24 protein-coding genes are annotated in these 25,622 nt (G+C 73.5%); 18 read left to right on the top strand and 6 right to left on the bottom strand.

Annotated features, from left to right (window positions below):
- Window positions 1-110: 110 nt before the first annotated feature.
- The 3 genes from L3X23_RS21625 to L3X23_RS21615 form a co-directional block, all read right to left on the bottom strand.
- Window positions 111-674, bottom strand: a complete 564-nt coding sequence (locus L3X23_RS21625; RefSeq protein ID WP_237194057.1) for a hypothetical protein — start codon at window positions 672-674, stop codon at window positions 111-113.
- 149 nt (window positions 675-823) lie between these two features.
- Complete coding sequence (locus L3X23_RS21620) at window positions 824-1,456, bottom strand: class I SAM-dependent methyltransferase (protein ID WP_237198089.1); 633 nt, start codon at window positions 1,454-1,456, stop codon at window positions 824-826.
- A gap of 40 nt (window positions 1,457-1,496) precedes the next feature.
- Window positions 1,497-2,495 (bottom strand): alpha/beta fold hydrolase, encoded by a 999-nt coding sequence (locus L3X23_RS21615; RefSeq protein WP_237194056.1) that lies wholly within the window; start codon window positions 2,493-2,495, stop codon window positions 1,497-1,499.
- Between the two features lie 77 nt (window positions 2,496-2,572).
- Here L3X23_RS21615 and L3X23_RS21610 point away from each other — a divergent pair, with 77 nt between their 5' ends.
- Complete coding sequence (locus tag L3X23_RS21610) at window positions 2,573-2,923, top strand: HNH endonuclease (RefSeq protein ID WP_237194055.1); 351 nt, start codon at window positions 2,573-2,575, stop codon at window positions 2,921-2,923.
- Window positions 2,924-3,010: 87 nt separating this feature from the next.
- Here L3X23_RS21610 and L3X23_RS21605 read toward each other — a convergent pair whose 3' ends face one another.
- Together L3X23_RS21605 and L3X23_RS21600 are read right to left on the bottom strand one after the other, a co-directional pair.
- Window positions 3,011-4,930, bottom strand: coding sequence for a maleylacetate reductase and hydroxyquinol 1,2-dioxygenase domain-containing protein (locus L3X23_RS21605; RefSeq protein WP_237194054.1), 1,920 nt, complete (start codon window positions 4,928-4,930; stop codon window positions 3,011-3,013).
- Between the two features lie 29 nt (window positions 4,931-4,959).
- Window positions 4,960-6,732, bottom strand: coding sequence for an FAD-dependent monooxygenase (locus L3X23_RS21600; RefSeq protein ID WP_237194053.1), 1,773 nt, complete (start codon window positions 6,730-6,732; stop codon window positions 4,960-4,962).
- Window positions 6,733-6,855: 123 nt separating this feature from the next.
- Between L3X23_RS21600 and L3X23_RS21595 the strand changes: the two genes are divergently transcribed.
- From L3X23_RS21595 to L3X23_RS21575, 5 genes are all read left to right on the top strand, one after another.
- On the top strand, window positions 6,856-7,833 hold the full coding sequence (locus L3X23_RS21595; RefSeq protein ID WP_237194052.1) for a LysR family transcriptional regulator: 978 nt from the start codon (window positions 6,856-6,858) through the stop codon (window positions 7,831-7,833).
- An 81-nt stretch (window positions 7,834-7,914) separates the two neighbouring features.
- On the top strand, window positions 7,915-8,700 hold the full coding sequence (locus L3X23_RS21590) for a LuxR C-terminal-related transcriptional regulator (protein WP_237194051.1): 786 nt from the start codon (window positions 7,915-7,917) through the stop codon (window positions 8,698-8,700).
- Between the two features lie 115 nt (window positions 8,701-8,815).
- Window positions 8,816-10,351 carry a class I adenylate-forming enzyme family protein gene (locus L3X23_RS21585; RefSeq protein WP_237194049.1) on the top strand — a complete coding sequence of 512 codons (1,536 nt, stop codon included), beginning with the start codon at window positions 8,816-8,818 and terminating at the stop codon, window positions 10,349-10,351.
- Between the two features lie 47 nt (window positions 10,352-10,398).
- On the top strand, window positions 10,399-11,613 hold the full coding sequence (locus L3X23_RS21580) for an acyl-CoA dehydrogenase family protein (RefSeq protein WP_237194047.1): 1,215 nt from the start codon (window positions 10,399-10,401) through the stop codon (window positions 11,611-11,613).
- 29 nt (window positions 11,614-11,642) lie between these two features.
- A complete protein-coding gene (locus L3X23_RS21575; protein WP_237194045.1) occupies window positions 11,643-12,704 on the top strand; it encodes an MBL fold metallo-hydrolase in 1,062 nt (353 codons plus the stop codon).
- On the opposite strand, the gene L3X23_RS21570 is transcribed toward L3X23_RS21575, so the two are convergent.
- Complete coding sequence (locus L3X23_RS21570) at window positions 12,689-13,297, bottom strand: TetR/AcrR family transcriptional regulator (RefSeq protein WP_237194043.1); 609 nt, start codon at window positions 13,295-13,297, stop codon at window positions 12,689-12,691. The genes L3X23_RS21575 and L3X23_RS21570 overlap by 16 nt on opposite strands.
- Before the next feature lie 159 nt (window positions 13,298-13,456).
- Between L3X23_RS21570 and L3X23_RS21565 the strand changes: the two genes are divergently transcribed.
- From L3X23_RS21565 to L3X23_RS21510, 12 genes are all read left to right on the top strand, one after another.
- On the top strand, window positions 13,457-14,824 hold the full coding sequence (locus L3X23_RS21565) for an MFS transporter (RefSeq protein WP_237194041.1): 1,368 nt from the start codon (window positions 13,457-13,459) through the stop codon (window positions 14,822-14,824).
- Entirely contained in the window at window positions 14,821-15,276 is a 456-nt protein-coding gene (locus L3X23_RS21560) for a MaoC/PaaZ C-terminal domain-containing protein (RefSeq protein ID WP_237194040.1), read from the top strand. Before L3X23_RS21565 ends, L3X23_RS21560 begins: the two co-directional genes overlap by 4 nt.
- Window positions 15,269-16,024 (top strand): SDR family NAD(P)-dependent oxidoreductase, encoded by a 756-nt coding sequence (locus L3X23_RS21555; protein ID WP_237194039.1) that lies wholly within the window; start codon window positions 15,269-15,271, stop codon window positions 16,022-16,024. Before L3X23_RS21560 ends, L3X23_RS21555 begins: the two co-directional genes overlap by 8 nt.
- A complete protein-coding gene (locus L3X23_RS21550) occupies window positions 16,024-17,628 on the top strand; it encodes an AMP-binding protein (RefSeq protein ID WP_237194038.1) in 1,605 nt (534 codons plus the stop codon). Before L3X23_RS21555 ends, L3X23_RS21550 begins: the two co-directional genes overlap by 1 nt.
- The gene (locus L3X23_RS21545; RefSeq protein WP_237194037.1) at window positions 17,625-18,422 is read left to right on the top strand and encodes an enoyl-CoA hydratase/isomerase family protein; all 798 of its coding nucleotides are present in this window, start codon (window positions 17,625-17,627) and stop codon (window positions 18,420-18,422) included. Before L3X23_RS21550 ends, L3X23_RS21545 begins: the two co-directional genes overlap by 4 nt.
- On the top strand, window positions 18,419-18,955 hold the full coding sequence (locus tag L3X23_RS21540; RefSeq protein ID WP_237194036.1) for a MaoC family dehydratase: 537 nt from the start codon (window positions 18,419-18,421) through the stop codon (window positions 18,953-18,955). Before L3X23_RS21545 ends, L3X23_RS21540 begins: the two co-directional genes overlap by 4 nt.
- Window positions 18,952-20,490 carry an acyl-CoA carboxylase subunit beta gene (locus L3X23_RS21535; RefSeq protein WP_237194035.1) on the top strand — a complete coding sequence of 513 codons (1,539 nt, stop codon included), beginning with the start codon at window positions 18,952-18,954 and terminating at the stop codon, window positions 20,488-20,490. Before L3X23_RS21540 ends, L3X23_RS21535 begins: the two co-directional genes overlap by 4 nt.
- Window positions 20,491-20,495: 5 nt before the next feature.
- Window positions 20,496-22,229, top strand: coding sequence for an acetyl/propionyl/methylcrotonyl-CoA carboxylase subunit alpha (locus L3X23_RS21530; protein ID WP_237194033.1), 1,734 nt, complete (start codon window positions 20,496-20,498; stop codon window positions 22,227-22,229).
- Entirely contained in the window at window positions 22,226-23,044 is an 819-nt protein-coding gene (locus L3X23_RS21525) for a CoA ester lyase (RefSeq protein WP_237194031.1), read from the top strand. Before L3X23_RS21530 ends, L3X23_RS21525 begins: the two co-directional genes overlap by 4 nt.
- Window positions 23,045-23,104: 60 nt before the next feature.
- On the top strand, window positions 23,105-23,923 hold the full coding sequence (locus L3X23_RS21520) for an alpha/beta fold hydrolase (RefSeq protein WP_237194029.1): 819 nt from the start codon (window positions 23,105-23,107) through the stop codon (window positions 23,921-23,923).
- A 391-nt stretch (window positions 23,924-24,314) separates the two neighbouring features.
- Window positions 24,315-24,932 (top strand): TetR/AcrR family transcriptional regulator, encoded by a 618-nt coding sequence (locus L3X23_RS21515; RefSeq protein WP_237194027.1) that lies wholly within the window; start codon window positions 24,315-24,317, stop codon window positions 24,930-24,932.
- A 66-nt stretch (window positions 24,933-24,998) separates the two neighbouring features.
- The gene (locus L3X23_RS21510; protein ID WP_237194025.1) at window positions 24,999-25,421 is read left to right on the top strand and encodes a hypothetical protein; all 423 of its coding nucleotides are present in this window, start codon (window positions 24,999-25,001) and stop codon (window positions 25,419-25,421) included.
- Window positions 25,422-25,622 lie beyond the last annotated feature (201 nt).

The raw sequence follows: 25,622 nt of genomic DNA, 5'->3' as shown, positions 1-25,622 counted from the left end.
GGGCGGCCTGCCTGGCCTGAGGTGTGGGGGCGCTCCTCCGTGCGCGGAGGGGCGTGCGGGGTCGCGGCGCACCGGGATGCGGACGAGGGGTCGTCCGTCGGTGTCGTCGCTCAGGCGGGCAGCGGGGGACCGCGGTGGACGATCGCGTGGCGCAGGAGCGCGCCCGCCCCGAGGACGGGGGTGAGGCGCGGGCGGACCCGCGCCGCGGGCGTGCGCGGCCGGGTGCCGACGAGAAGGGCGGCGACCAGCGCGGCCAGCATCGCCAGCGCGCGGACGGCCAGGGCCCGGGCGCGCTGTTCCCCGCGGCGCAGCCAGGCGGCCGCCACGGCGGCGGAGGCGAGATGGGCGACGAGCATGAGCCCCGGGCCCGCCCCGTCGTCGTGCGCGGCGTGCCCGGGCCCGGTCGGTTCGAGGAGGGCGAACACCGCGTGGGCGACGAGCTGGAGGGCGAGCTGCGCCGCGGCGAGCCGCTCCCAGCCGCGCTCGTCGCGGGCGAGCCACCAGGCCGGGGCGACCAGCGCGAGCGCCGCCAGCGCGATCCCCGCGGCCCCCGGCGACCCGCCGCCCAGGGCGTGTCCGGCGACCGCCGTGCCGAGCGCCGCGGCGGTGACCCCGACCGCCCGGGCCCCGCGAACGCGCGGCAGGGCGCGCGAGCGGGGCGGGCGGGACGGCACGGAGGACCTCGCGGTGTCTGCGGTGAGCGGCACGACGTCGGGCCCGGGGCGCGAGACCGGTCACCGGAGGTGTCCGACCGGTCGCGCGGTGCGTTCGACCCTACGTGGCGGCACACAGAGGGGACAAGCGTCGCGAATCGCGAGAGCCCTCACGCGTGCGCGACGCCGGAGATCTGCGTGTTGAACGTGACGAACGGCGTGTGGAGCCGATGGGGCCGGACCTCGACCCGGGCGAACCCGCCGCCGCGCACCGCCGCGGCCAGGTCGCGCTCGCACGAGCAGCCCTCGAACGTCCAGCCCCACGGCCTGCGCAGCCCCCGTTGGAGCACGCGGGTCGGGGTGCCCGCGGGTGCGGCGACGTGTTCGACGAAGCGGTACGTGCCGCCCGGCCGCAGGATCCGCCGGACCTCCGCCAGCACCGCCGCGGGGTCGGCCACGGTGCAGAGCAGGAGCGAGGAGATCACGCAGTCGACGGCGTCGTCGGGCAGCCCGGTGCCCTCGGCCGTCCGTTCGCGCAGGTCGAGCCGCACGCCGTGGCGCTCGGCGGCCGCGCGCAGCCTGCGGTGCATGGGCCGGTTGGGCTCGACGGCCACGAGCGACGACCCGGGGGACAGGTACGAGACGTTGGCACCGACCCCCGGGCCGAGCTCGACGACCGTCGACGGCAGGCCCGCGAACACCACCTGCTTGTAGGGCCGCAGACTCCGTTCGAGGGTCGGGCCGAGGGCGCTGAAGAAGGCGGCGTTGAAGCGGCCGCGGGCGGGGTTCACCTGGTAGGACATCGTGGTCACCCGGTCAGCCTGCGCCGCCGCCCCGCACGGATCAGGCGGGGAAACACCCCACTTCCGCCGCGTACCAGGCCGCGATCCGGGCGCGCGAGCGGAACCCGAGGCGCACGAGGATCCGCTCGACGTGACCCTCGGCCGAGCGCTCGTCGATCCCCAGGCGCTCCGCGATCTCCCGGTTGGTGCAGCCCGCGCTGACCAGCGCCGCCACCTCGCGCTGACGGGCGGTCAGCCCCTGTCGCCTGCCGAGCGGGAGTCCGAGGAACCGGCGGATCCGGCGGACGAGCTCCTCCCGGTCACCCGCGTAGGGGAGGTGGGAGCGACCGGTCAGCAGGGCGAGCTCGGCGCCGTCGATGCCGGCCGCGAGGGCCTCGGCCTGCGCGACGGGCGCGGCGCGGTCGCCGCGCCGGTGGATCACCAGGGTGGGGGCGCGGACGCGGCCGAGGTCGGCGCGCACGTCCAGGGAGTAGCTGAGCTCCAGCAGCTCGCGGGCGGTCGCGGCCGGTGAGCAGGCGCGTTGGTAGCGCGCGGCCTCGGCCCGCGTGGCGGGATCGGCGTCGGGGGCGAAGAGGTCGGTGAGGACCTCCGAGCCGAGACCCCAGTGGGCGTCGATCAGCCCGAGGACGTGGTCGCGCACCGGCGGCGGGGAGAGCTCGGCGCCGTGCGCCCACCCGCCGTAGAGCACCAGGCGGCGGACCGTCGCGGGGTGGCGCGCCGCCCAGGCCACGGCCACCGGGGCACCCATCGACGTCCCCATCAGGTCGAACGGCTCGTCCAGTGTGGAGGCGACCGCGGCCAGCTGGTCCAGCTCGGACCGGAGGGAGGCCGGCCCGCCCGTCGCAGGGGACAGCCCGCACCCGGCCCGGTCGTACCGGACGAGCCGCCGTCCTCGGCCGAGTGCCTCGTAGAAGGCCCGCTCGGCCCCCTCCCAGCTCAGCTGCAGGTGCGAGAGCCACCCGGTGACGTAGACCAACGGCCTGCCCGCGCCGACGACGGCGTGGGCGATGCCCGCGACCTCACCCAGCCGTTGCTCCACGCCACGATTGTGCGCGCGTCGACGCCCGGCCGGCGTGTGTGCCCCGCGATCCGGGCCGCCGGTTCTAGACTTCCGCGGTGGTGACTCGCAAGGCCCGGATCGGCGCGCGGCGCCGCAGGCGGGTGGCCGCGGCCGTCAACGACCTGACCGACGCGCAGTGGGCCGCGCTGCGCGAGGCCTGGGGCGGGTGCGCCTACTGCGGCGCGCTCGACGACGCTCCGCAGCGCGACTGCGTCCTGCCCATCTCGCGGGGCGGGCGCTACACCGTCGAGAACGTCGTCCCGGCCTGCCGCTCGTGCAACGCGAGCAAGTGCAACGCCGAGGTCACCGGCTGGATGCGCCGCAAGCGGCTCGACGAGAACGCCTTCCTCCGCCGCTACGTCGAGGTCCGAGCCGCGCTCGCCGTCGAGCCGGATCCCGTTCCGTGACCCGAGCCCCTTGTGGTCGGCGGTGGGCTCGGCCTGGGCCGGGAGGACGGGTACCGGGCCACGTGCTGCCGTGAGCCGCCCCGGCGCTCAGGCGGGGGCGAGTCGGAACGTGAAGGTGAGCTCGCGCCGCTCCTCGCCGTCCGGGCCGGTGACCGGCGTGAAGTCGACGACGAGGTCGTCCTTGACCCCGAAGACCGCGTCCGAGTCCAGATAGCGCCCGCCCCGCACGAACAGCTGGGTCACCAGCTGCTGGTGGCCGGGCGAGCGGATCAGGAAGTGCAGGTGGGGGGCCCGGTAGGGGTGCCGCCCGGTCGCGGTCAGCATGCCGCCGACCGGCCCGTCGTCCGGGATCGGGTACTCCGACGGGAGGATGGACCGGAACCGCAGCCTGCCCTCGGCGTCCGTGCGCAGCCGCCCGCGCAGGACGGGGCCGTCGAGGTCGGGGAGCTGCACGTCGTAGAAGCCGTTGTCGTCGGACTGCCAGACGTCGACGACCGCGTCCGGCACCGGCCGGTCGGCGGTGTCGGTGACCAGGACGTCCACGGACAGCGGGACGCCGGGGGCGCCGCGGCTGATGTCGCTGCCCTGCGCCAGCTCCGGCGGCCCTTCGACGTAGAAGGGGCCGAGCACCGCGGACGGCGTGCTGTCGGGGGTGCGGGAGTTCGTCAGCAGGTCGACCACGCTGGACAGCCCGAGGGTGTCCGAGAGCAGCACGAACTCCTGGCGGGTGTCGCTGGTGATGTGGCCCGCCCGGGTGAGGAAGTCGATGCCGTACTGCCATTCGAGCTGGGTGAGGTCGTTGTCGACGGCGAAGGCGTGCAGGCGCCGCACGAGGTCGGTCAGCAGGTGGCGCAGCCGCGGATCCGGCGTGTCGGCGAAGCTCTCGACGACCTGCTCGGTGATGCGGGCCGTCGCCGCTGTCGCCGCCGCTGTCGAGCCCCCCGCGGGGCGCTCGCCCGCCCAGGCCCGGCGCAGGAGCTCGGCGAGCCCGTCCCGGGTCAGCGGGGCGGGGTTCGGGTACGGCGTGGCACTCGCCAGGTCGGCCGCCCGGTCGAGGTCGGTCTCGGCGAGCCCGAGCTCCCGCAGCGACGTCGGCCCGCCCGCCTGGCTGATGAGGTCGAACACCGCGGTCGGGGCGTCCTGCCCGGTCGCCGCCCCGAGCGCCTCGGCGATGCGCCGCATGGCCTCCGGGGCGGCGTCGGCGTTGTAGGCCATGGCGTGGGGGAGGACCACGGTGTGGGTCGGGGCGTGCGGGAGGTCGAAGCTGCCGCCGAGGGTGTGGCAGAGCTTGTGGTGCAGGCCCATGCCCACCGAGCCGAGGCAGGTCCCGGCGAGCCAGGCCCCGCGCAGCAGGTCCGAGCGGGTGTCGAGGTCACGGGGGTCCGAAGGCAGTGCGCGCAGCCCGCGGGCGAGCAGCTGGATCGCCTGGAGGGCGAGGGCGTCGGTGACCGGTTCGGCGTCCGGGGAGTACAGGGCCTCGACGGCGTGCGCGAGCGCGTTGACGGCGCTGGTCACCGACATCGCGACGGGCAGGTCCGCGGACAGCTCGACGTCGTAGACGACGGTCTCGGGCAGGATCTCCGGCGCCGAGCGGGTGGTCTTGACACCGTCCGCGGTCTCCCCGAGGACCGGGGTGACCTCCGAGCCGGCGTAGGTGGTCGGGAGCACCACCTGGTCCACCCCGGTCCGGACGGCCAGGGCCTTGGCCAGCCCGGTGGTGGAGCCGCCGCCGACGGCGACGACGCAGTCGGCCCCGGCCTCGCGCAGCACCTCGAGCGCGGTGGTCGTCACCTCCACCGGGGTGTGCATCGCGGCACCGTCGAACCGGGCCACGGCGAGCGGCCCGAGGGCCTTCTCGACCCGGTCCCCGAGCTCGGCGAGCTCCGGTGAGGCGAGCACCAGCGCCCGGGTGCGGCCGAGCCGCTCCACCTCCTCGGGGACGGTCTCCAGCGTGCCGCGGCCGAACACGATCCGGGCCGGGTGGACTGTGCGGACGAAGCTCGTCACCACGGAGGTGCCTCCTTCTCGGTGCGCGGTCAGGACCGGGAGAGTAGCTGGGCGAGGGCCTCGGTGAGCGACTTCTCGGGATCGGCGGGCAGCTCGTGGGCCCGCCACCCGACGTGCGCGTCCGGCCGGACGAGCACCGCGCCGGACTCGGCGACCTCGCGCAGCCGCGCCCAGTCGTCGTACACGTCGGTGTACTCGCGGCCGGGACCGATGACGTGGGCGTCGATCTCGATGCCGAGCGTCCGCGCGGCCCCCGCGGCGGCCTCGGCCCAGGCCTGCCCGGAGATGCCGGTCAGCACCGTGAACCGGCCCTTGCCGGTGATGTCGTGCGTGCTCACCTTGTGGCCGCCCCGCCCGAGCCAGCAGTGCGGCAGCCGGGCGCCCGGCCAGGTCGTCGGGTGGTAGTACAGCTCCGGGTCGCGGTCGTGCTCCGGCTCGGGCGTGTCGTCGCCGACGACCGCGCCGGAGCGGTACCGCTGGCCCAGCTCCACGCCGTGGGCGTTGAACTCGTAGTCCTTCAGCTCGAGGGCCTCGCGGAGCGCGATCCGCTGCGCGGCCGCCTCCGGGGTGTCCTCCGACCGGGCGCGCATGCTCGCCAGCTGCGCGGCGGGGTCGTCGGAGTCGGTGAAGCCCAGCGCCTCGAAGATGGGGCCGAACTCCTCGATGGACTTGTTGGCGCGCAGCACGATCTGCTTGCCGACGGGTGCGCGCTCGGCGTCGTAGCTGTCCAGCAGCTCCTCGCCCGCCTCGCCGGAGAGGACCGCGGCCAGCTTCCACGCCAGGTTGTAGGAGTCCTGGATCGAGGTGTTCGAGCCGAGCCCGTTCGACGGCGGGTGCCGGTGGACGGCGTCCCCGGCGCAGAAGACCCTGCCCGCCCGGTAGCGCGTCGCGTACATCTTGTTGTTGCCCCACAACGAGGTGGAGCGGATGGTCACCGGGACGGTGTCGTCGCCGACGAGGTCGTGGACGATCTTGGTCGCCATGGCGTCGTCGACCTCCGGCGGGGCCTGGTCGATGTCGTAGCCCCAGACGACGAGCCACTCGTCCCACGGCCGGACCATCCGGACCAGGCCCATCCCGATGCCGCCGATGTTCGAGCCCGGCTGCAGCACCCAGTACAGGACGCTCGGCCGGTGCTCCACGAACTTCGTCAGGTCCGCGTGGAACACGATGTTCATGCTGCCCGCGAGGTCCATCCGGCCCTCGAACGGCAGGCCGACGTCCTTGGCCACCTGGCTGCGGCCGCCGTCGGCGCCGATCACGTACTTGGCCCGGATCGCGTAGGTGTGTCCGGACAGCCGGTCCCGGACCGTCACCGTCACACCCTCGTCGTCCTGGGCGAGGGAGAGGTACTCGGTGTCGAACCGGATGCGGCTGCCGCGTTCGGCGGCGTGGCCGATCAGGATCGGCTCGAGCAGGGTCTGCGGGAGGTCGCAGTTGTCCGACGGGCTGGCCAGGGTGTAGTCGGCGCGCCGGGCCGGATGCGTGCCCCACGTCCGCACCCGGCCGATCTCGTCGCCGACCAGGCTGGTGCAGAACACCGTGTCGCCCATGAGGGTCGACGGCGTGCCCTGCGCCCGGATGTCGTCCTCGATCCCCATGTCGCGGAGGATCTCCACCGTCCGCTGGTTGGTGATGTGGGCGCGGGGGGTGTTGGCCGTCCAGCGGTACTTGGTGATGACGATGTGGTCCACGCCGTAGGTCGCCAGGAAGAGGGCCGCGGACGCTCCGGCCGGGCCGCTCCCGATGACGAGCACGTCCGTGCTGAGGATCTGTTCGGGACTGTCCTGCGTTGCGCTCACGCCGCCTCGTCTCTGGGGTGCGATGTCGTCCGGCAACTCTGTGCCTCAGCTCACAAGACAGGCTATGGACGGCCGATTCATTCGTCCAATACCGATTCGGGAGTACTCGTATAGCGTCAGCGTATGGATCTGCGGGATCTGGAGTGCTTCCTGGCCGTCGCCGAGGAGGGCTCGATCAGCCGGGCCGCCGCCGCGCTGCACATGACCCAGCCGCCGCTGACCGTGCGTCTGCAGGCCCTCGAGCGCGAGTTGGGCACCGCGCTGCTGGTCCGCCACGGGCGGGGCGTGACCCTGACGGCGGCCGGGCGGCTGCTGGCCGAACGCAGCCGTCGGCACCTGGCGGACCTCGCGGCGACCTCGGACATGGTGCGGGCCGTCGGCTCGGGAACGCGGGGAGCGCTGCGGGTGGTCGTCGGCCACACGGTCTCGCCGCGGCTGCTGCCGCACCTGACCGGCAGCGCGACCCTGGGGCCGGACGTCGACCTCCGGCTCAGCGAGGTCACCGACGTCGACGTGGTCGAGCGGGTCCACCATCGCGAGGCCCACGCGGGGCTCCTGCACCTCCCGCCCGCGGTCCCGGGCGGCACCCGCCACGTCCACGGTCGGGCCCAGGGGCTGGAGGTGGCGGTGGTCGCCCGGGAACCGCTCGTCGCGGTTCTCCCGGAGGGGCACCCGGCCGCGTCCGACGAGCGGGTCGACCTCGCGAGCCTGGCGGGCCCGCGCGTCGTGCTCGCCGACTCCGCCGGGGAGGGGTTCGCCGCCCACGCCCGCGCGGTCTGGAGGCTCGTCGCCGGGGACGGGCGCACCGTCGGGGCCCGCCACGAGGCGGGTTCGATCATGCACGCGCTCGCTCTCGTCGAGGCGGGCGTCGGGGTCACCCTGCTGCCCGCGCAGTACGTGGGGCCTGCCTGGAAGGGGCTCGTGGCCCGACAGCTGCGCCGGCACACGGCCGTGGTGGAGACGGCCGCGCTCTGGCGGCCGGACGAGGACTCGCCGGTGATGCGGCGGTTCCTGCGGTCCGCGCTGTCCACCCCCGAACCCGACGTGCTGGGGCCCGAGCACGGCAGGCGCCGACCCGAGTCCCCCTCGATCTTCCTCTAGGAATTCTAGCCACGAACAGAAATTCGGCGCGTCGCGTGCTAGTGTCCGGCATCACTGTTCGACCTGCGCGAGGAGGCGCCGGTGGCCCCCCAGACCCCGCCGTCGGGCGTCCTGCGGGCCCTCACGAGGCTCGACGGGGTGGACGTGGCGTTCGCCGCGACGGTCGATCCGCGCGCCGGCACGTTCGTCCTCGACCGGTTCGAGGGTGCCCGCACCGATCACCTGCGGGATGTGCGCAGCCTGCACGGGCACGGCCTCGGCGGTCGGTGCATCGCCCTGCGGCGCCCCGTGTTCGTGGAGGACTACTCCGCGGCGCGCGGCATCACCCACCAGTTCGACCGGCAGGTCGCCGCGGAGGGGCTGCGCGCGATCCTCGCGGTGCCGGTCCTCGACGGATCGGGGCGGGTGGCGGAGGTCGTGTACGGCGCCGCACGGCGGTCGACCGCCTTCGGGCAGCGGCTGATCGACCGTGCCGTGGACCTGGTCGGTCGGGCGGGTGGCGGTCGCGCCGCCGTGATCGAGCGCGCCGCCCCCGGTGGCGCCGACCCGCGCGAGCTCGCGGCCGCGCTGTCCGCGATCGCGGACGAGATCGCGGACCCGGGGCTGCGGCGCAGGCTCCGGGAGGTCGTGGCGGGGGTGGCGCCCTCGCCGGACGACGCACCCGAGCCGCAGGTCCACCTGTCCCGGCGGGAGCTCGACGTGCTCACCGAGGTGGCGCTCGGGTACGGCAACCGCCGCATCGGCGAGCGGCTCGGGCTCACCGAGTACACCGTGAAGTCCTATCTGAAGAGCGCCATGCACAAGCTCGACAGCGCGACCCGGGGCGAGGCGGTGTTCCGCGCCCGGGGCGCGGGCCTGATGCCCTGAGCCGCCCGACCGGCGGGTCACCCACGATCGAGGGTGTCGCCGAGGGGGCGGCGTTCCTAGCCTCGTCCTCACCTCCGGCAGAGCAGCCGGGGCGGCGAGTGGCGAGGAGGCAGCGATGGACGTTCCGAGCATGATGCGCCAGTCGACGGCGTTCCACAGGGATCGGATCGCGGTGATCACCGAGGAGACCACCCTCACCTTCGGGGAGATGTGGACCCGCGGGGTGCGGCTGGCGAACGCACTGCGCGATCTCGGGATCGAACCGGGGGATCGGGTCGCGGGCCTGGAGGACAACACCCTCGCCGCCGCGGACCTGTTCCTGGGCGCGGCGATCGCGGGTGCGGTGCGCGTGCCCCTCTACGCCCGCAACTCCGCGGAGTCGCACGCCCACATGGTCGGCCAGACCGGCACCAAGGTCGTCCTGGCCGATCAGGCCTACGCCGACACCGTGGTCGACCTGCCGAGCACGGTGGAGAGCGTGGCGCACGTGGTCGTGCGGGACGACGGCTACGAGAAGTGGCTCGCCGACCAGTCGGACGTCGATCCGGAGATCGACGTCGACTCCGACGCCTGGTACATCATCCGGCACTCGGCGGGCACGACCGGGAAGCCGAAGGGGATCGGCTACACCCAGCACGACTGGCTGGTGAACTGTCGCAACTGGTTCTACCGGCTCCCGAACCTGCGGTGGGGCAGCGTGGTGGGCCACGCGGGGCCGATCTCCCACGCGTCGGGCTACCTGTTCCTGCCCGCCTGGCTGCACGGCAGCACGAACCTGCTGTTCGGGGCGTTCGAGCCGGGCAAGGTGCTCGACCTGATGGAGCGGCACGCCGTCACCCACATGTTCGCGCCCCCGTCGATGGTGCAGATGCTCGCGGCGGATCCCACCGCGAGCGAGCGGGACCTGCCCGCCCTGGAGTGCATCCTCGTCGGCGGCGCGCCGATCACCGACGCGACGGCCCTCGCCGGGCGGGCGGTGTTCGGAGACGTCTTCTATCAGGTGTTCGGCCAGACCGAGGCCGTCCCGCTGACGGTGATGACCCCCGCCGAGTGGTTCGGCGAGCACGCGGGGTCGACGCCGATGCGGTCGGCGGGCCGCGTGCTCCCCTTCGCCCGGGTGCAGGTGCGGGACGAGGAGGGCACCGTCCTCCCCCTCGGGGCGGAGGGTGAGCTGTGGGCCCAGGTGGAGGGGCAGATGCGGGAGTTCTGGGGGGACCCGGAGCTCACCGGGACGCGGCTGGTCGACGGCTGGATCCGCACCCGGGACATCGGTCGGATCGACGAGAACGGCTTCGTGTACATCCTCGACCGGGCGGACGACATGATCGTCTCCGGCGGGTTCAACATCTGGCCCGCGGAGCTCGAGACGATCATCAACGACCACCCGCAGGTGATCGAGGTGGCGGTGTTCGCCGTCCCCCACGAGAAGTGGGGCGAGACCCCGATGGCGATGTGCGCCGTCGCCGAGGACGCCACGGTCACCGAACAGGAGATCATCGACCTGGTCCGGGACCGGGCGGGGTCCTACAAGAAGCCGGGCCGGGTCGCCTTCACGACCGACCCGCTGCCGAAGAGCGTGGTGGGCAAGCTGCTGCGCAAGTCGCTGCGGGACCGGTACTGGACCGACGGGCAGCGGGTCAGCGGCGCCTGACCACCACCGCAGACGGACGAGTGACTACTCGGGAACGGAAGAACGACATGACCACGACCTACGCCGGGCCCACCACCAGCGGGTCCCTGACGGGCGGCTTCGAGCTGCCGTGGGCCTTCGAGTCGGAGCACCTCCAGTGGCGGGACACCGTGCGCCGCTTCGTGGCCGACCGGGTCGAGCCCGGCGCCGCCGAGCGCAGCATCGCCTCCCGCTTCGACCCCGACCTGGTGCGCCGGGCGGGCGAGCTGGGGATGTTCGGGCTGCTCGTCGACCCGGAGTACGGCGGGGCGGGCGCGGACCTGCGCACGCTGTGCCTCACCGTCGAGGAGCTGGCCACGGTCGACTCCTCGCTGGCCGTCACCGTGCACGTCCAGACGATCTGCGCCGCACTGCTGCAGCACCTCGCGAAGGACCGCCCCGAGCTGCTGCGCGAGATCCTGCCGTCGGCGGCGACCGGCGAGACCTTCATCTCCATCGGGCTCACCGAGCCCTCCGGCGGGTCGGACGCCGGGAACATCGCGACCACGGCCCGGCCGGACGGCGACGGGTGGATCATCAACGGCGCCAAGCAGTTCATCACCAACTCGGGCACCCCGTTCTCGAAGTACGTGATCCTGATGTGCGCGGTCGGGGAGAACACGAACGGGCGGCCCCCGGTCTCGGCGTTCCTGGTCCCCCTGGACGCGCCGGGCGTGACCGTGGGTGGGCGCTACCCCAAGCTGGGCTGGCGGTCCTCCGACACCCACCCGCTGTTCTTCGACGAGGTGCGGGTCCCCGCCGAGGCGCTGCTGTCCGAGCCCGGCCGCGGCTACCGGGACGTGTTGGAGTTCCTGACCTGGGCGCGGCTGCCGATCGCCGCGATGAGCGCCGGACTCGCGTCCGGGTGTCTCGCGGACACTCTGCGTTTCGTGGAGGAGCGCGCCTCCTTCGGCAGGCCACTGGGGGCCCATCAGGGCGTGGCCTTCCAGGTCGCGGACATCGCGGCGCTCGCGGCCACCGCGCGCACGCTCACCTACGACGGCGCGTGGAAGTACGACCACGGCCTGCCGATCAAGGAGGCAGCGGCCACCGCGAAGCTGGTGGCGTCCGAGGCCGCGGTCAAGGCCGCCTCCGTCGCCACCCAGCTGCAGGGGGGCTACGGCTTCATCGAGGAGACGGCGAGCACCCGCCACTACCAGGACGCCCGCATCCTGACCGTGGGTGAGGGGACCTCCGAGGTGCAGCGCATGCTGATAGCGCGTTCGCTGGGCCTGTCCGTCTGAGCCCCACCCCGACCCTGGGAGACCCCTTCGTGATCGACGTCGTCGACGACCAGCTGCTCTCCTCCCTCGAGGAGGCGGACCCGGCGGTGCCCTGGCACACGCCGGGGGTCTACGCCGTGACCGAGGGGGTCTTCCGGATCCCCCTCCCGCTCCCGGACGAGGGCCTGCACTCGGTCAACGTCTACGCGGTGGAGGGGCCGGACGGGCTGACGCTGGTGGACTCGGGCGAGGCGAGCGCGGCGAGCCGTGCGGACCTGGTGCGCGCGCTCGCCGCCCTCGGCCACGGTGTGCAGGACGTCCGGCGGATCCTCGTCACCCACGTGCACCGGGACCACTACACGCTGGCGGTGGCGCTGCGTCGGGAGACCGGGCTCGAGCTCCACCTCGGGCGCGGCGAGCAGGCCTCGCTGCGGCTGGTCGCCGACCCCGCGCGGGGGATGCTCCGGACCCAGCTCGACATGCTCGTCGAGTGCGGGGCCGGCGCGCTGGCGGCCGAGCTCGCCCCGGCGGAGGACCCGTTGCCCGCGTCCATCTGGGAGGACCCGGACCACTGGGTGGACGAGGGCCCGGTCCGGGCCGGGGCGCGGGTCCTCGACGCCCTCCCGACGCCCGGGCACACGGCCGGACACCTGGTGTTCCGGGACGCCGCGGGCTCGATGCTGTTCGCGGGGGACCACGTCCTGCCGCACATCACCCCGTCGATCGGCTTCGAGCCCGCCCCGCCCACGTTGCCGCTGGGCGAGTACATCCGCTCGCTGCAGCTGGTGCGCGCGCTCCCGGACACGCGGCTGCTGCCCGCGCACGGGCACGTCACCCGGAGCGTCCACGACCGGGTGGACGCGCTGCTGGCCCACCACGACGACCGGTTGGAGTCCACCCTCCTCGCCGTCCTGCCGGGTGAGGGCGCCACGGCGCACGAGGTCGCGGGCAGGCTGGTGTGGACGAGGCGGGCCCGCCCGCTGAGCGGGCTCTCCCCGGTGAACCGGATGCTGGCCGTGCTCGAGACCAAGGCCCACCTGGATCTGCTGGTGGTGCGGTCCCTGCTGCGCTCGGAGCTCGTCGACGGCGTGCGCCGCTACGCCCGCCCCTGACCGACCCCCGGGCCGCGGTGGCCCACGATCCGGAGCGCGAAGTCGCCGTAGAGCGCGGCGACGTCCTGCGCGCTGTAGGTGCCGCGCGGGTCGAACCAGGCCTTCGCGTTGTTGCCCATCTCCAGGATGGCGAAGGACGCGACCCGCGGCTCCACGACATCGAACAGGCCGGCACTGCACCCCTGCTCGACGATGGTGAGCAGCCGGCCCGCGTAGGCGTCCCGCTTGTCGATGATCGCCTGTCGGTACGGCTCGTCCAGGCTGCGGATCTCGGTGTTGCACACCGTGACCTCGGCCGGGTTCTCGAGGAAGTCCAGCACCGTGACCTCGGTGGCCCGCCGGAGCTGGTCCGCCAGGTCCGCGACGCCCTCCAGCGCGACGGCCAGTGCGGCCAGGGCGCGGTCCATGGCGACGTTCATGATCCCGTAGAGCAGGTCCTGCTTGGACGGGACGTGGTTGTACAGGCTCGGTGCGGACACCGCCAGGACCTGCGCGATGTCCTTCATCGACGTGCCGCGGTACCCCTGGCTCGCGAACAGGTCGCGGGCCGCGTCCTGCACCGCCTGCGGGGAGACCGCCGTTGACTTCACCACGCGGCCAGACTACCTTCCCCAGCGTCGTGAATGAACGTTAATTAATGCCGGGTCGGCGAGCCGCCGCCCGGTCCCGCGAGCGGTCGCCCCTGCCATGCGCCCGCCCTCGGGCCCTTGAGGACAGAGACGTCATCGGGTCGGGACGAGGAGAACGCAGACATGGCGAGTGAGACGAGACCGGACGAGACGAGCACCGCGCCGGGAGTGGGCGGGCCCCGCAGGCCGCCGATGCGGCGGGTGGCCTTCTCGGTCCTGATCGGCACGACCATCGAGTGGTACGACTTCCAGCTCTACGGCGCGGCGGCCGCCCTGGTGCTCGCGCCGCTGTTCTTCCCCTCGGCCGACCCGCTGGCCGGCACCCTGCTCGCCTTCTCGACGTTCGCGATCGGGTTCGGGGCGCGGCCGATCGGCGGGATCGTGTTCGGCCACTTCGGCGACCGGATCGGGCGCAAGAAGGTGCTGGTCCTGTCGCTCACCATGATGGGTGTCGCGACGTTCCTGATGGGGCTGCTGCCCACCTACGCCCAGATCGGCGTGTGGGCGCCGATCCTGCTGGTGCTGCTGCGTGTGGTGCAGGGGCTCGGGGTCGGCGGCGAGTGGGGCGGTGCGGTGCTGACCGCGGTCGAGTACGCCTCGCCGCGCAAGCGGGGCTTCTACGGCAGCCTGCCGCAGGTCGGCGTGCCCGCGGGTCTCGTGTTGTCGACCGGTGCGTTCCTGCTGGTGACGATGCTCCCGGAGGAGCAGTTCCTCAGCTGGGGATGGCGGATCCCGTTCCTGATCAGCATCGTGCTGGTGGCCGTCGGCCTGGTGATCCGGATCCAGCTCGAGGAGACGCCGGTCTTCGCCAAGGTGCAGGTGCGCAAGGAGCGCGCGCGGGTGCCGCTGCTGACCGCCGTGCGCACCTACCCCGTCCAGATGCTGCTCGCCATCGGCTCGATGATCAGCACGGGCGCCTACTTCTACATCGTGAACACCTACTCGCTGAGCTACGTGAGCTCGGCGAAGACGATGAGCCGCGGCGAGCTGCTCGCCGCGATCATGCTGTCGGGAGTGGTCGCGGCCGCCGCGCTGCCGTACTTCGGTGCGATGAGCGAGCGCTTCGGCAGGCGCCGGATGATCCTCGTGGGCCTGGGCGCGATGGCGGTGTGGATCTACCCGACCATCCTGGCGGTGCAGAGCGGGAACCCCGGGCTGGTCATCGGCGCCTACGTGCTCGGCGCGGTGTTCTTCAGCGTGAGCTACGGCCCGCAGGCCACGTTCATCGTGGAGATGTTCGACGCCCGGGTGCGCTTCAGCGCCGCGTCGACCAGCTTCCAGATCGGCGTGCTGCTGGGTGGCGCCTGCGCGCCGCTCGTCGCGGCCGCCCTGGTCCAGAGCACCGGCACGGTGCTGTCCGTGGCCGTCTACGTCTGCCTGGTCTCGCTCGTGTCGTTCGCCTGTGTCCTCGGCGTCAGCCGGGCGACGCTGGCCCGCGGCAGCGCGGACCTGGACGGCGAAGTGGAGGAGAAGGAGGTGTCCGGGTCGTGATCACGACCTATCTCGACGACATCGCGGTCGGCGACACGTCGACGTCGCGGCGGCGCACCATCACCGAGACCGACCTGGTGCAGTTCTCGATGTTCAGCGGGGACTGGCACCCGATGCACACGGTGGTGCCCTACGCCGAGGCCGATCCCCGCTTCGGCGGGCGCATCGCGCACGGGGCGCTGGTCCTGTCGGTGGCGCTCGGGCTGGTGGAGTTCTGGCCGCCCGCCATGCGCGCCTTCTACGGCGTGGACCGGCTGCGCTTCGTGAACCCGACCCGGATCGGCGACACGGTGCACGTCGAGACCGAGGTGCTCGCGGTGCGTCCGCGCGCGGACGGCCACGGCGTGGTGACCTACCGGTTCGCGGTGGTCGACGAGGAGGGCCGCGAGCTCTGCGTGGCCGAGCTGCTGGCGCTGGTGGCGAACCGTCCCGGGGAGGCGGACGATGGCTGACCGGCCGCTCCACGTGGTGACCGGCTCGACGTCCGGCATCGGACGGGCCACGGCCCGGCTGCTGGCCGCGGACGGTGCCGAGGTGGTCGTCGTCGGCCGGACCGGGGAGCGGGTCGAGGAGACCGTCGCCGAGCTGGGGCCCGCCGCCTCCGGTGTGGTGGCCGACCTCCTGCGCCCGGAGGGGATCACCGCGCTGGCGGACGCGCTCGCGGACCGTCCGCTCGACGGGCTCGTGCTCAGCCACGGCGGCGACCAGGTGCCCGGCATCTTCACCGCCTCCGACCCGGACCGCTTCGCCTACCTGGCCGAGGCGATGTTCCTGACCAACGCCCGGCTCTGCCACCGTCTGCTGCCGTCGCTCTCGGCCGGGCCGGGGCGCACCGAGGGCGGACGGATCGTGGTCGTGACCTCCGACGCGGGCCGGGCGCCGACCGTCGGCGAGGCCGTGATCGGGGCGTTCGCGGCGGCGAACCTGATGTTCGTGCGCACGCTGGCCCGCGAGGTCGCCCGGCAGCGGGTCCGGGTGCACGCCGTCGGTGTGAGCCTCACCGAGGACACCGAGAGCTACGACCGCGTGATGGGCGCGAGCGACTTCAGCCGCAGGCTGTTCGAGAAGGCGGCGGCCCGGATGCCGTTCGGGCCGGTCCGGGCGGCGGACGTCGCCGCGACGGTGGTCCACCTGCTGGGTCCGGACTCCGCCCCCACCACCGGCCAGGTCGTCTCGGTCAACGGAGGGCTGACCACGTGATGCACGTCCACCCCTACACGGAGCGCACGATCGGCCGGGTGCTCGCGGAGAAGGCCCGCCGGGTCGGGGACCGGCCGTTCCTGCACTGGGCGGGCCGGACCACCACCTACGCCGAGGTCGACCGGCTGACCACGGCGTACGCGCGCGGGTTCGCCGAGCTCGGGATCACCAAGGGCACCACGGTCGCGGTCATGCTGCCCAACTGCCCGGAGTTCCTCTGGGCCTGCTGGGGGCTCGGGCGGATCGGCGCGGTCGCCGTGCCGCTCAACACCGCGGCGAAGGGCGAGCAGCTCGCGTACTACCTGCGCCAGTCAGGGGCGGAGTGGGTGTGCGCGGACGCGGAGTACCTCGACACCCTCGGCACCGCGATGGTCGGGCTGGACCTGCGTGGCGTGGTGGTGCGCGGCGAGGGCGGTGAGGTGTCCGTGCCGCGGCACTCCCTCGCGGACGTGGCCGCCGCGTCGGACGCCCCGCTCGAGCTGTCCTACGAGGTCGGCCCCGCGGACCCCGCGCTGATCATGTACACCTCCGGGACGACCGGGCCGTCGAAGGGCGTGGTCTGCCCGCACTCGCAGGGCCACGCCGTCGGCGAGCAGATGGCGCGCCACTGCGAGTACCGCTCCGACGACGTCCTCTACACCTGCTTGCCGCTCTTCCACGGCAACGCGATCTGGTACACCGTGCACGCGGCACTGTGGGCGGACGCGTCGGTGGCGCTCTACGAGCGGTTCTCGGCGCGGGCCTTCTGGACCCAGATCCGCGAGTCCGGCGCCACCGCGTTCAACGCGCTCGGGGCCATGGCCAACATCATCTGGCAGCTCCCGCCGTCGGCGGAGGACCGGGCGCACTCGGTGCGCACCGCGATGGTCGTGCCCACGAGCCCGCAGCTCGTCGACGGCTTCCGCGAGCGCTTCGGGATCACCGTGACCTCGGTGTTCGCCATGACCGAGAACTGCGCGGTGACCGTGCTGGGCCCGCGCGACGACCGGGCCAAGGCGGCGTCCGCCGGGCGCGTGCGCCCGGACGTCGACGTCCGGATCGCCGACGACGACGGCCTCCCGCTGGGCCCGGGCGAGGTCGGGGAGATCTGCGTGCGGCCCAACGGGCGCGGGATGATGATGCTCGGCTACCACGACATGCCCGAGGCCACGCTGGGGTCCATCCGCGACCTGTGGTTCCTCACCGGCGACCGCGGCCACCTCGACGAGGACGGCTACCTGTTCTTCGCCGACCGCAAGAAGGAGGCCATCCGGCGGCGCGGCGAGAACATCTCGGCCTACGAGCTGGAGACGATCCTCTGCCGCCATCCCGCGGTGCACGAGGTGGCCGCCGTGCCGGTGCCCTCGGAGCTGTCCGAGGACGACGTCATGGTCTACGTCGTGCGGGCCGAGGGGACCGATCCGGGCTACGCGGAGCTCGTCGAGTTCGCGGTCGACCAGATGGCGTACTACATGGTGCCCCGCTACTGGGAGTTCGTGGACGAGCTGCCCAAGACCCCGAGCCTCAAGGTCGAGAAGTTCAAGCTCAAGACGGCCGCCGTCGAGCGGAGGGAGCAGTTGTGGGATCGCGAGAAGGCCGGGATCACGGTCCGGAGGGACCGATGAGCCCGGTGGAGGTGGTGGTGCGCCCCGACGGCGCCGCCGAGATCACCCTGACCCGGGAACGGGCGCTCAACGCGTTGAGCCCGGACCTGCTGGCCGGGCTGCGCGCGGCGATCGACGAGGTCTCCGCGGCCGGTGCCCCGGCCGCGGTGGTCCGCGGGCGCGGACCGGCGCTGTCCGCGGGGGCGGACCTGCCGCACCTGCTCGGCCTGCTGGACGACCCGGCGGACGTGCGGGCGTACATCGCCTCGATCGGCGCGGCACTCGACGCGCTGGAGGCGGCCCCGTTCGTCTCGCTCTGCGTGGTCGACGGCTACGGCCTCGCCGGTGGCTGCGAGCTGATGCTGGCCTGCGACCTGGCCGTCGTCAGCAGCAGCGCGCGCCTCGGCGACCGGCACATGGAGTACGGCCTGCTGCCCGGTGCCGGGGGCTCGGTCCGGCTGCCGCGAGCGCTGCCCGCCGCACTCGCCCGCAGGCTGCTCTACACGGGCGAGATCATCGACGGCGACACCGCGGCGGCCTGGGGACTGGTCGGCTGGAGCGTCCCGCCCGCGGAGCTCGACGCCACGGTGGAGGGGATCGTCGCGCGGCTGGTGCGGCACAGCCCCACCGCGCTGCGCACGATGAAGGAGCTCGAGGCGGCGGGGCGGGAGCGCACGCACCGCGCGGCGCTGGACCACGAGCTGGACGTGGCCGTGCAGTACATCGCGGGCCACGCGGACGTCCGGGAAGGCCTGGCGGCCTTCCGGGAGAAGCGCGAGCCGCGCTTCGGAACGACGAAGGAGGAGAGCCGATGACGCGTCTGGCGCAGCGGCGGGACCGGACGGGCCGGGTGGTGACCGGGCTCTGGTTCGAGGAGCTGACCGCGGGGCTGGTGGTGGACCACGCGATCCGGCGCACCGTGACCGAGACCGACAACCTGCTGTTCACGACGATGTCGATGAACCCCGCGGCGCCGCACCTCGACGCGGAGTACGCCGCCGGGTCCGAGTTCGGCAGGCCCCTGGTGAACAGCATGTTCACGGCCGCGCTGGTCGTCGGGATCTCGGTGCCCGAGCTGACCCTGGGCACGATCGTCGCCCAGCTGGGGCTCGACGACGTGAGGTTCCCCGCGCCGGTGTTCGTCGGCGACACGATCCGGGTCGAGTCCGAGGTGATCGAGGCCCGTGCGTCCCGGTCCCGCCCGGGGGCCGGGCTCGTGGTGCTGGAGCACCGCGCCCACAACCAGCGGGACGAGCTGGTGTGCCGGATGCGACGCACGGGGCTGATGCACCGCGACCCGAACGGCGACTCGAACGGCGACTCGAACGGCACGGAGGACAAGGCATGACCGCCGAACTCGTCGGAAGTCCGGGCGACGCGGCGAAGGTCCGCGCCGCCCAGACCGCAGCCCACGCGGGCATGGACCCGTCGCGCTGGCCCGCCAAGCTCCCCGTGCGGGACCGGTTGGCGGTGCTGCTCGACCCGGGCAGCTGGGTGGAGGACGGCCTGCTCGCCAACGCGGGCAGCGACGGCCTCCCCGCGGACGGTGTGCTCACCGGCGTCGGGCGGATCGACGGACGCAAGGTCGCGGTGATCGCCCACGACTACACCGTCAAGGCGGGCAGCTGGGGCGAGCTGGGCTGCGAGAAGCAGATCCGCATCCTCGAGCGCGCCGACCGCGACCTGTTGCCGGTGGTCTACCTGGTGGACTCCGCGGGCGGGCGGCTCAACGACCAGATGGGCTTCTTCCCCGGCCGCCGCGGCGCCTCGCGGATCTTCCACCTGCAGGTCCGGCTGTCCGGACGGGTGCCGCAGATCTGCTGTCTGCTCGGGCCGTCCGCCGCGGGTGGGGCCTACATGCCCGCCTTCACCGACTGGGTCGGCATGGTGCGCGGCAATGCCTCGATGTACCTGGCCTCCCCGCGGATCGCGGAGAAGGTCACCGGTGAGGTCACCACGCTGGAGGAGATGGGCGGCGCGGCCATGCACGCCGGCGTCTCCGGTTGCGGTGACGAGGTGTTCGAGACCGACGGCGAGGCGATCGCCGCCGCCCGGCTGCTGGTGAGCTACCTGCCGGACTCGTTCCGCGAGAAGCCCGCCCGCGCCGAGGCGTGCCCGCCCGGGCCGCGGGACTGGCCCGCGGACCTGGTGCCCACCGACCCCAACACCGCCTACGACGTGCTCGACGTGATCGAGCGGATCGTCGACGCGGACTCCTTCTTCGAGATCAAGTCGCGGTGGGCCACCGAGATGGTCACCGGCTTCGGGCGGATCGAGGGCGAGGTCGTCGGGCTCGTGGCCAACCAGCCCTCCGTGCGCAGCGGCGCGATCTTCGTCGACTCCGCGGACAAGGCGGCCCGCTTCATCACCCTCTGCGACGCCTTCAACATCCCGATCGTGTTCCTCCAGGACGTCCCCGGCTTCATGGTCGGCGTGGCGGTGGAGCGGCAGGGGATCATCCGGCACGGCGCGAAGATGGTCACGGCGATGGCCTCGGCCGAGGTGCCGCGGTTCACCGTGGTGCTGCGCAAGGCCTACGCCGCCGGCTACTACGCCATGTGCGCCCCGGGTTTCGAGCCGCGCGCCACGATCGCCCTGCCGACCGCCACGATCGGCACGATGTCCCCCGAGGCGTCGGTGAACGCCATGTACGCCAACCGGATCGCTGGCATCGAGGACCCCGCCGAGCGCGCGGAGTTCCTCGCCAGGCGGGTGGCCGAACAGGAGGCCGAGATGAACCTGCTGCGGATGGGCAGCGACCTCGTCGTCGACGCCGTCGTCGAGCCCGAGGACCTGCGTGCCGAGCTGGTCCGCAGGCTGGCCGACGCCGCGGGCTGGGAGCGGACCCCCGGCCGCCGCCACCACCACGTGAGCCCGGTGTGAGCGGCATGCGCAGCGTGTTCGTCGCCAACCGCGGGGAGATCGCGGTCCGGGTCGTCCGGGCCTGCCGTGACCTGGGCCTGCGGTCGGTGGCCTGCTACGCCGACCCGGACGACGGTGCCCCGCACACCCGGATCGCCGACGCGGCGGTCCGGCTCCCCGGCTCCACCGCCGCCGAGACCTACCTGAACGCCGCGGCGGTGGTCGCCGCCGCCCGGGCCGCGGGCGCCGACGCGGTGCACCCCGGCTACGGCTTCCTGTCCGAGAACGCGGACTTCGCCGAGCAGGTGATCGCCGCCGGGCTGACCTGGGTCGGGCCGAGCCCGGCGGCGATGCGGGCGTTGGGGGACAAGGTGTCCGCCCGCGCCGTGGCGCGCGAGGTCGGAGCCCCGATGGCCGCGGGCAGCACGCGCCCGGCCACCGGGCCCGCCGAGGTGGCGGCCTTCGCCGACGAGCACGGTCTGCCGGTCGCGATCAAGGCCGCGCACGGCGGCGGCGGCCGCGGGCTGAAGGTCGCATGGACCCGCGAGGAGATCCCGGACCTCTACGAGTCCGCGGTCCGCGAGGCCCGCCAGGCCTTCGGCGCGGGGGACTGCTTCGTCGAGCGGTTCCTGCCCCGCGCGCGCCACGTCGAGGTGCAGGTCCTGGCGGACGCCCACGGGACCGTCGCGGTCCTCGGCACCCGGGACTGTTCGCTGCAGCGCCGCCACCAGAAACTGGTGGAGGAGGCCCCGGCGCCGTTCCTCGACGACGACGTGCGGGAGTCCCTGCACGAGGCCGCCGCCGCGATCTGCCGGGCCGCGGACTACGTGGGCGCCGGCACCGTCGAGTTCCTCGTCGGCGCGGACGGCACGGTGTCCTTCCTCGAGGTCAACACCCGGGTGCAGGTCGAGCACCCGGTGTCCGAGGAGGTCACGGGCGTGGACATCGTCGTCGAGCAGCTGCGGGTGGCCGCGGGGGAGAAGCTCGACGAGTCCGGGGTGCTGCCGATGCGCGGCCACGCCCTGGAGTTCCGGATCAACGCCGAGGATCCGAGCCGCGGCTACGTCCCGTCGCCCGGCACCATCACCCGGCTGCGGCTGCCCGGCGGGCCGGGCGTGCGGGTGGAGTGCGGCGTCGACGAGGGGTCGGTCATCGGGGCCGGGTTCGACTCGATGATCGCCAAGATCGTCGTCCGGGGTCGGGACCGGGCGCAGGCCCTGGCCCGGGCCCGGCGCGCGCTCGCCGAGACCGAGGTGGAGGGCGTGCACACGGTGCTCGCCCTACACCGCGACCTGCTGGAACGCCCCGAGTTCGCAGGCGATGCGCTCACCGTCCACACCCGCTGGCTCGAGGAGGAGTACACGCCCCCGGCCACGCCGGTCGACCCGAGCGCCGTCGCCGGGCGGGTGCGGATCGGACGCAGGCTGTTGCCCGTCTCGCTGCCGGGGCTGCCGCAGGCCACCGGGCCCGCCGCCGAGTCCTCCCGGGCCGCGCTCGCGGGCACCGGCGAGGCGGGTGCCGCGGGCGCGGCCGGGAACGTGCTGGTCAGCCCGATGCAGGGCACCGTCGTCCGGGTGTTGGTCGAGGAGGGCGACGAGGTCGCGGCGGGCGCCGTCGTGGCCGTCGTCGAGGCGATGAAGATGGAGAACCCGGTGCGGGCGGGTGTCGCGGGCGTCGTCGTCGACCTCGCCGTGTCGGTGGGCGAGTCGGTCGCGCAGGACGCCCCGGTGGCCCGGATCGAGGAAGCGGTCCCGGCGTGAGGGTCCGCAGCCTGCTCTTCGTGCCCGCGGACCGGCCGGACCTGCTCGCGAAGGTCGGGCGGGTGCACCCCGACGCGGTCGTCGCGGACCTCGAGGACGCCGTCGCCCCCGCCGCGAAGGACGCGGCGCGGGCGACCGTCCTCGCGGCGCTCGCCGCCGAGCGGCCGGGGGCCGACCTCGTGCTCGTGCGGGTCAACCCGCCGGGCACGGAGTGGTTCGCGGCCGATCTCGAGGCGTGCGCGGCCGGGCGGGTCGACGGGATCGTGCTGCCCAAGTACGAGCGGGTCGAGGACCTCGAGGCGGTGCGGGCGGCGCTGCCGTCGGGCGCCCGCGTCCTGGTCGGGATCGAGAGCGGCCTCGGTGTCGCGGACGCCCGCCCGCTGCTCGCCGCGGGCCCGGACGCCGTCTACTTCGGCGCCGAGGACTACGTCGCCGACCTCGGCGGCAGGCGCACGGCCGCGGGCACGGAGGCGCTGTACGCGCGCAGCGCCGTGGTCCTGGCGGCGCGGCTGGCCGGAGTCCCGTCGATCGACGAGGCCGTGGTCGACGTGCGGGACGACGAGGCCTTCCGGCGCAGCGCCGCGCTCGGTCGGGACCTCGGCTACCAGGGCAAGATCTGCGTCCACCCGCGCCAGGCGGAGCTCGCCGCCGCGCTGTTCGCCCCCACGGCCGAGGAGGTCACGGCGGCCGAGGAGGTGCTGGCGGCGGCCGCGACCGGTGTGGCCGTGGTGGACGGCCGCATGGTGGACGCCGTCCACGTCACGATGGCCCGCCAGGTGCTGAGCCGCGCCGGGCGAGGCGATCCGCCTCCATGACCCCGACCTTCCCCACCCCCCGGCCGACCGGCGGGACCCATCCTCACAAAGGAGTGAACGATGCCCTTCGTCCCGGCCAATGACGGTGTCCTGCTGCACTACGAGTCGACCGGCAGCGGTCAGCCCCTCGTGCTCGTGCACGGGTGGACGATGAACGGCCGGTTCTTTCAGAAGAACGTCGCGGCGCTGTCCGAGAGCTACCGGGTGATCACCGTCGACGCCCGCGGGCACGGCCGTTCCGGAAAGGAACTGGTCCATCTGACGTTGGAGCAGGTGGCCGAGGACCTCGAGAAGGTGTTCGCCGAGCTCGATCTGCGCGATGTCGTCCTCGCCGGCTGGTCGCTGGGCATGGCGATGGTCTACAACTACCTCCATCGCTTCGGCACGGAGCGGCTGGCGGGTGTCATCGACATCGACATGACGCCGTACCTGTTCTCCGACGAGACCTGGCAGCACGGTGTGTTCGGCAACCTCGACGCGCGCGCCTCGCTGGACGTCCAGTATCAGATGATCTCGGACCGCGTCGGGCTCATGGCCACGCTGGTGCCCGCCATGTTCGCCGCGGGCTCGACCCCCGATCCCGAGACGCTGGCGTGGTGGTCGGACGAGTCGACCACCGTCCCCGACCTGACCGCGCTCGCCATGTGGGTGTCGGTCACCAGCCAGGACTGGCGGCCGCTGCTCCCGAAGATCGACGTCCCGGTGCTGCTCGCGCACGGACGGCGCAGCCAGATCTACCCCACCCCGGTCTGGGAGGCGCTCACGGAGCTCATCCCGCAGACGTCGCTCGCCCTGTTCGACGAGAGCGGGCACTCCCCGTTCTGGGAGCAGCCGGAGCAGTTCAACACCGCTGTCCTGGATTTCGTCCGCTCGCTCTGAGCGCACGGAGCCCGGGTCGTCCCATTTCCTCCAAAGAGTGGCGTGTTTCGGGTCGGTTCGCGCCCGCCTGAACGACCGGTCGCGAGAAGACAACGGAGTCGACACCACCGGAGGGGCACATGTCGGAGAGAACGAGTAGAGGGCGAAGGCGGGGCTTCTGGCGGGCGACCGCCATGACCTGCGTGGTCGGGGTCTGTCTGACCCTCGCCTCGGGATGGGCGCAGGCCCAGCCGACCGGGTCGCAGCCGCTCAGCGGCTGACGGGCGGCGCTACCGGACGGGCAGACCTGCGGCGGGGGCGACGGTGCGTCCGATCGCCCTGCGCCGCAGGTCTGCCCACCGCCGGTGGCCCCGGGCACGCGGGTTCCGCCGCGGGTTGCCACACTGGGTCGGTGCGACCAGGCCCTCCCGACGCTTCGGAGAACCGAGTCGCTCGCAAGCGAGCCGCGCGCCGCAGGCTCGTCGAGCACACGGCCGCCGAAGTCTTCGCCGAGCGCGGCTACGAGGGCGCGGGATTCGACGAGATCGGCGCCCGGCTGGATCTGCGCGGGCCCAGTCTGTACCACTACTACTCCTCCAAGGAGGAGCTCTTCCTCCGGACCGTCGAGAACGCGCAGGCCGAGGTCCTCGACCGGCTCCGGGCCATCACGGCGCGCGATCTGCCCGCGGAGGAGCGGCTGCGGCTGCTGTTCGCGGAACAGGCGATCATCGAGTTCCGGGACTTCCCCGCACTCGCCCCGCTCTTCCTCATGTCGGTGCCGGTGCCGGCGATCGCCTCCCGGCTCGCCGAGCTGCGCCGCGAGCACGGCCAGGTCTTCCGGTCCCTCGCCCAGGAGGTTGCCGAGCGGCACGCCGTGCCCCGCCGACGGGCGACCATCGCCGTGCTCCTGGCGCTGGGCGCGCTGGGCAACCTGCACTCCTGGTACCGGGCTGACGGCCCGCTGACCCTGGAGGAGATCGCGGCGGAGGTCGCGGACATCCTCCTGCAGCCCTTTCTCGCGGCAGACTGAGCGCACCCTCTCGGCAGAGGGCGTCGCGGGGAAGGGCCCCGCAGCCGACCCCTCGGGAGCGAGACAGTGGACCAGCAGGCCAGAGCCGCCGCCCTCGTCGACGTGTTCGTCTACGTCGTCGTGCTCAACCTCTTCGTCGAGTACCTGCCCGGCGTGGTCACCGAGACCTTCACCGTCTCGCTGCTGACCGCGGTGCTGCTCAAGGTCGTGCTCGAGGTCGTCCTCCTGTTCAAGGGCCGCGCGGTCGACCGCTTCCGGGCGGCCGAGACCCTGCCCGGCCGGATCGGTGCCGGGCTGCTGCTGTGGCTGGTCCTGTTCGGCAGCAAGTTCGCGGTGCTCGAGCTCGTCGACCTGGTCTTCGGTGACCGGGCGGACCTGGGCGGATTCCTGGCGGTGTCCTCGCTCATCGTCGTGCTGATGGCGGCGCGGGGGCTCGTGCGGCGGCTGCTGACCCCCGTGGACGAGACCGGCGGGAGGCCTGCGCGCTGAGGGCGAAGTCGGGGTCACGGGTCCGAGCGGCCCGCCGAGTGCTCCTCTACTGCCGGGGTGCCCTCCGGGCGGCAGACCGCCGGGCCGCTCGAACGGGTCCCGACGATCGCGGCCGGTGTGCCGAGCTCACCGGCCGCGACCCCTCTCAGCACCCGGGGCCGTCTGTGCCCCGACGACCCGAGGTGCTGCACCTGGCGCCGC

The organism is Pseudonocardia sp. WMMC193, from assembly GCF_021728735.1.
In the GTDB taxonomy this organism is placed as follows: Bacteria; Actinomycetota; Actinomycetes; order Mycobacteriales; family Pseudonocardiaceae; genus Pseudonocardia; species Pseudonocardia oroxyli.
The sequence above is the reverse complement of the archived record's forward strand: the minus strand, read 5'-3'. Positions and strand labels throughout refer to the sequence as shown.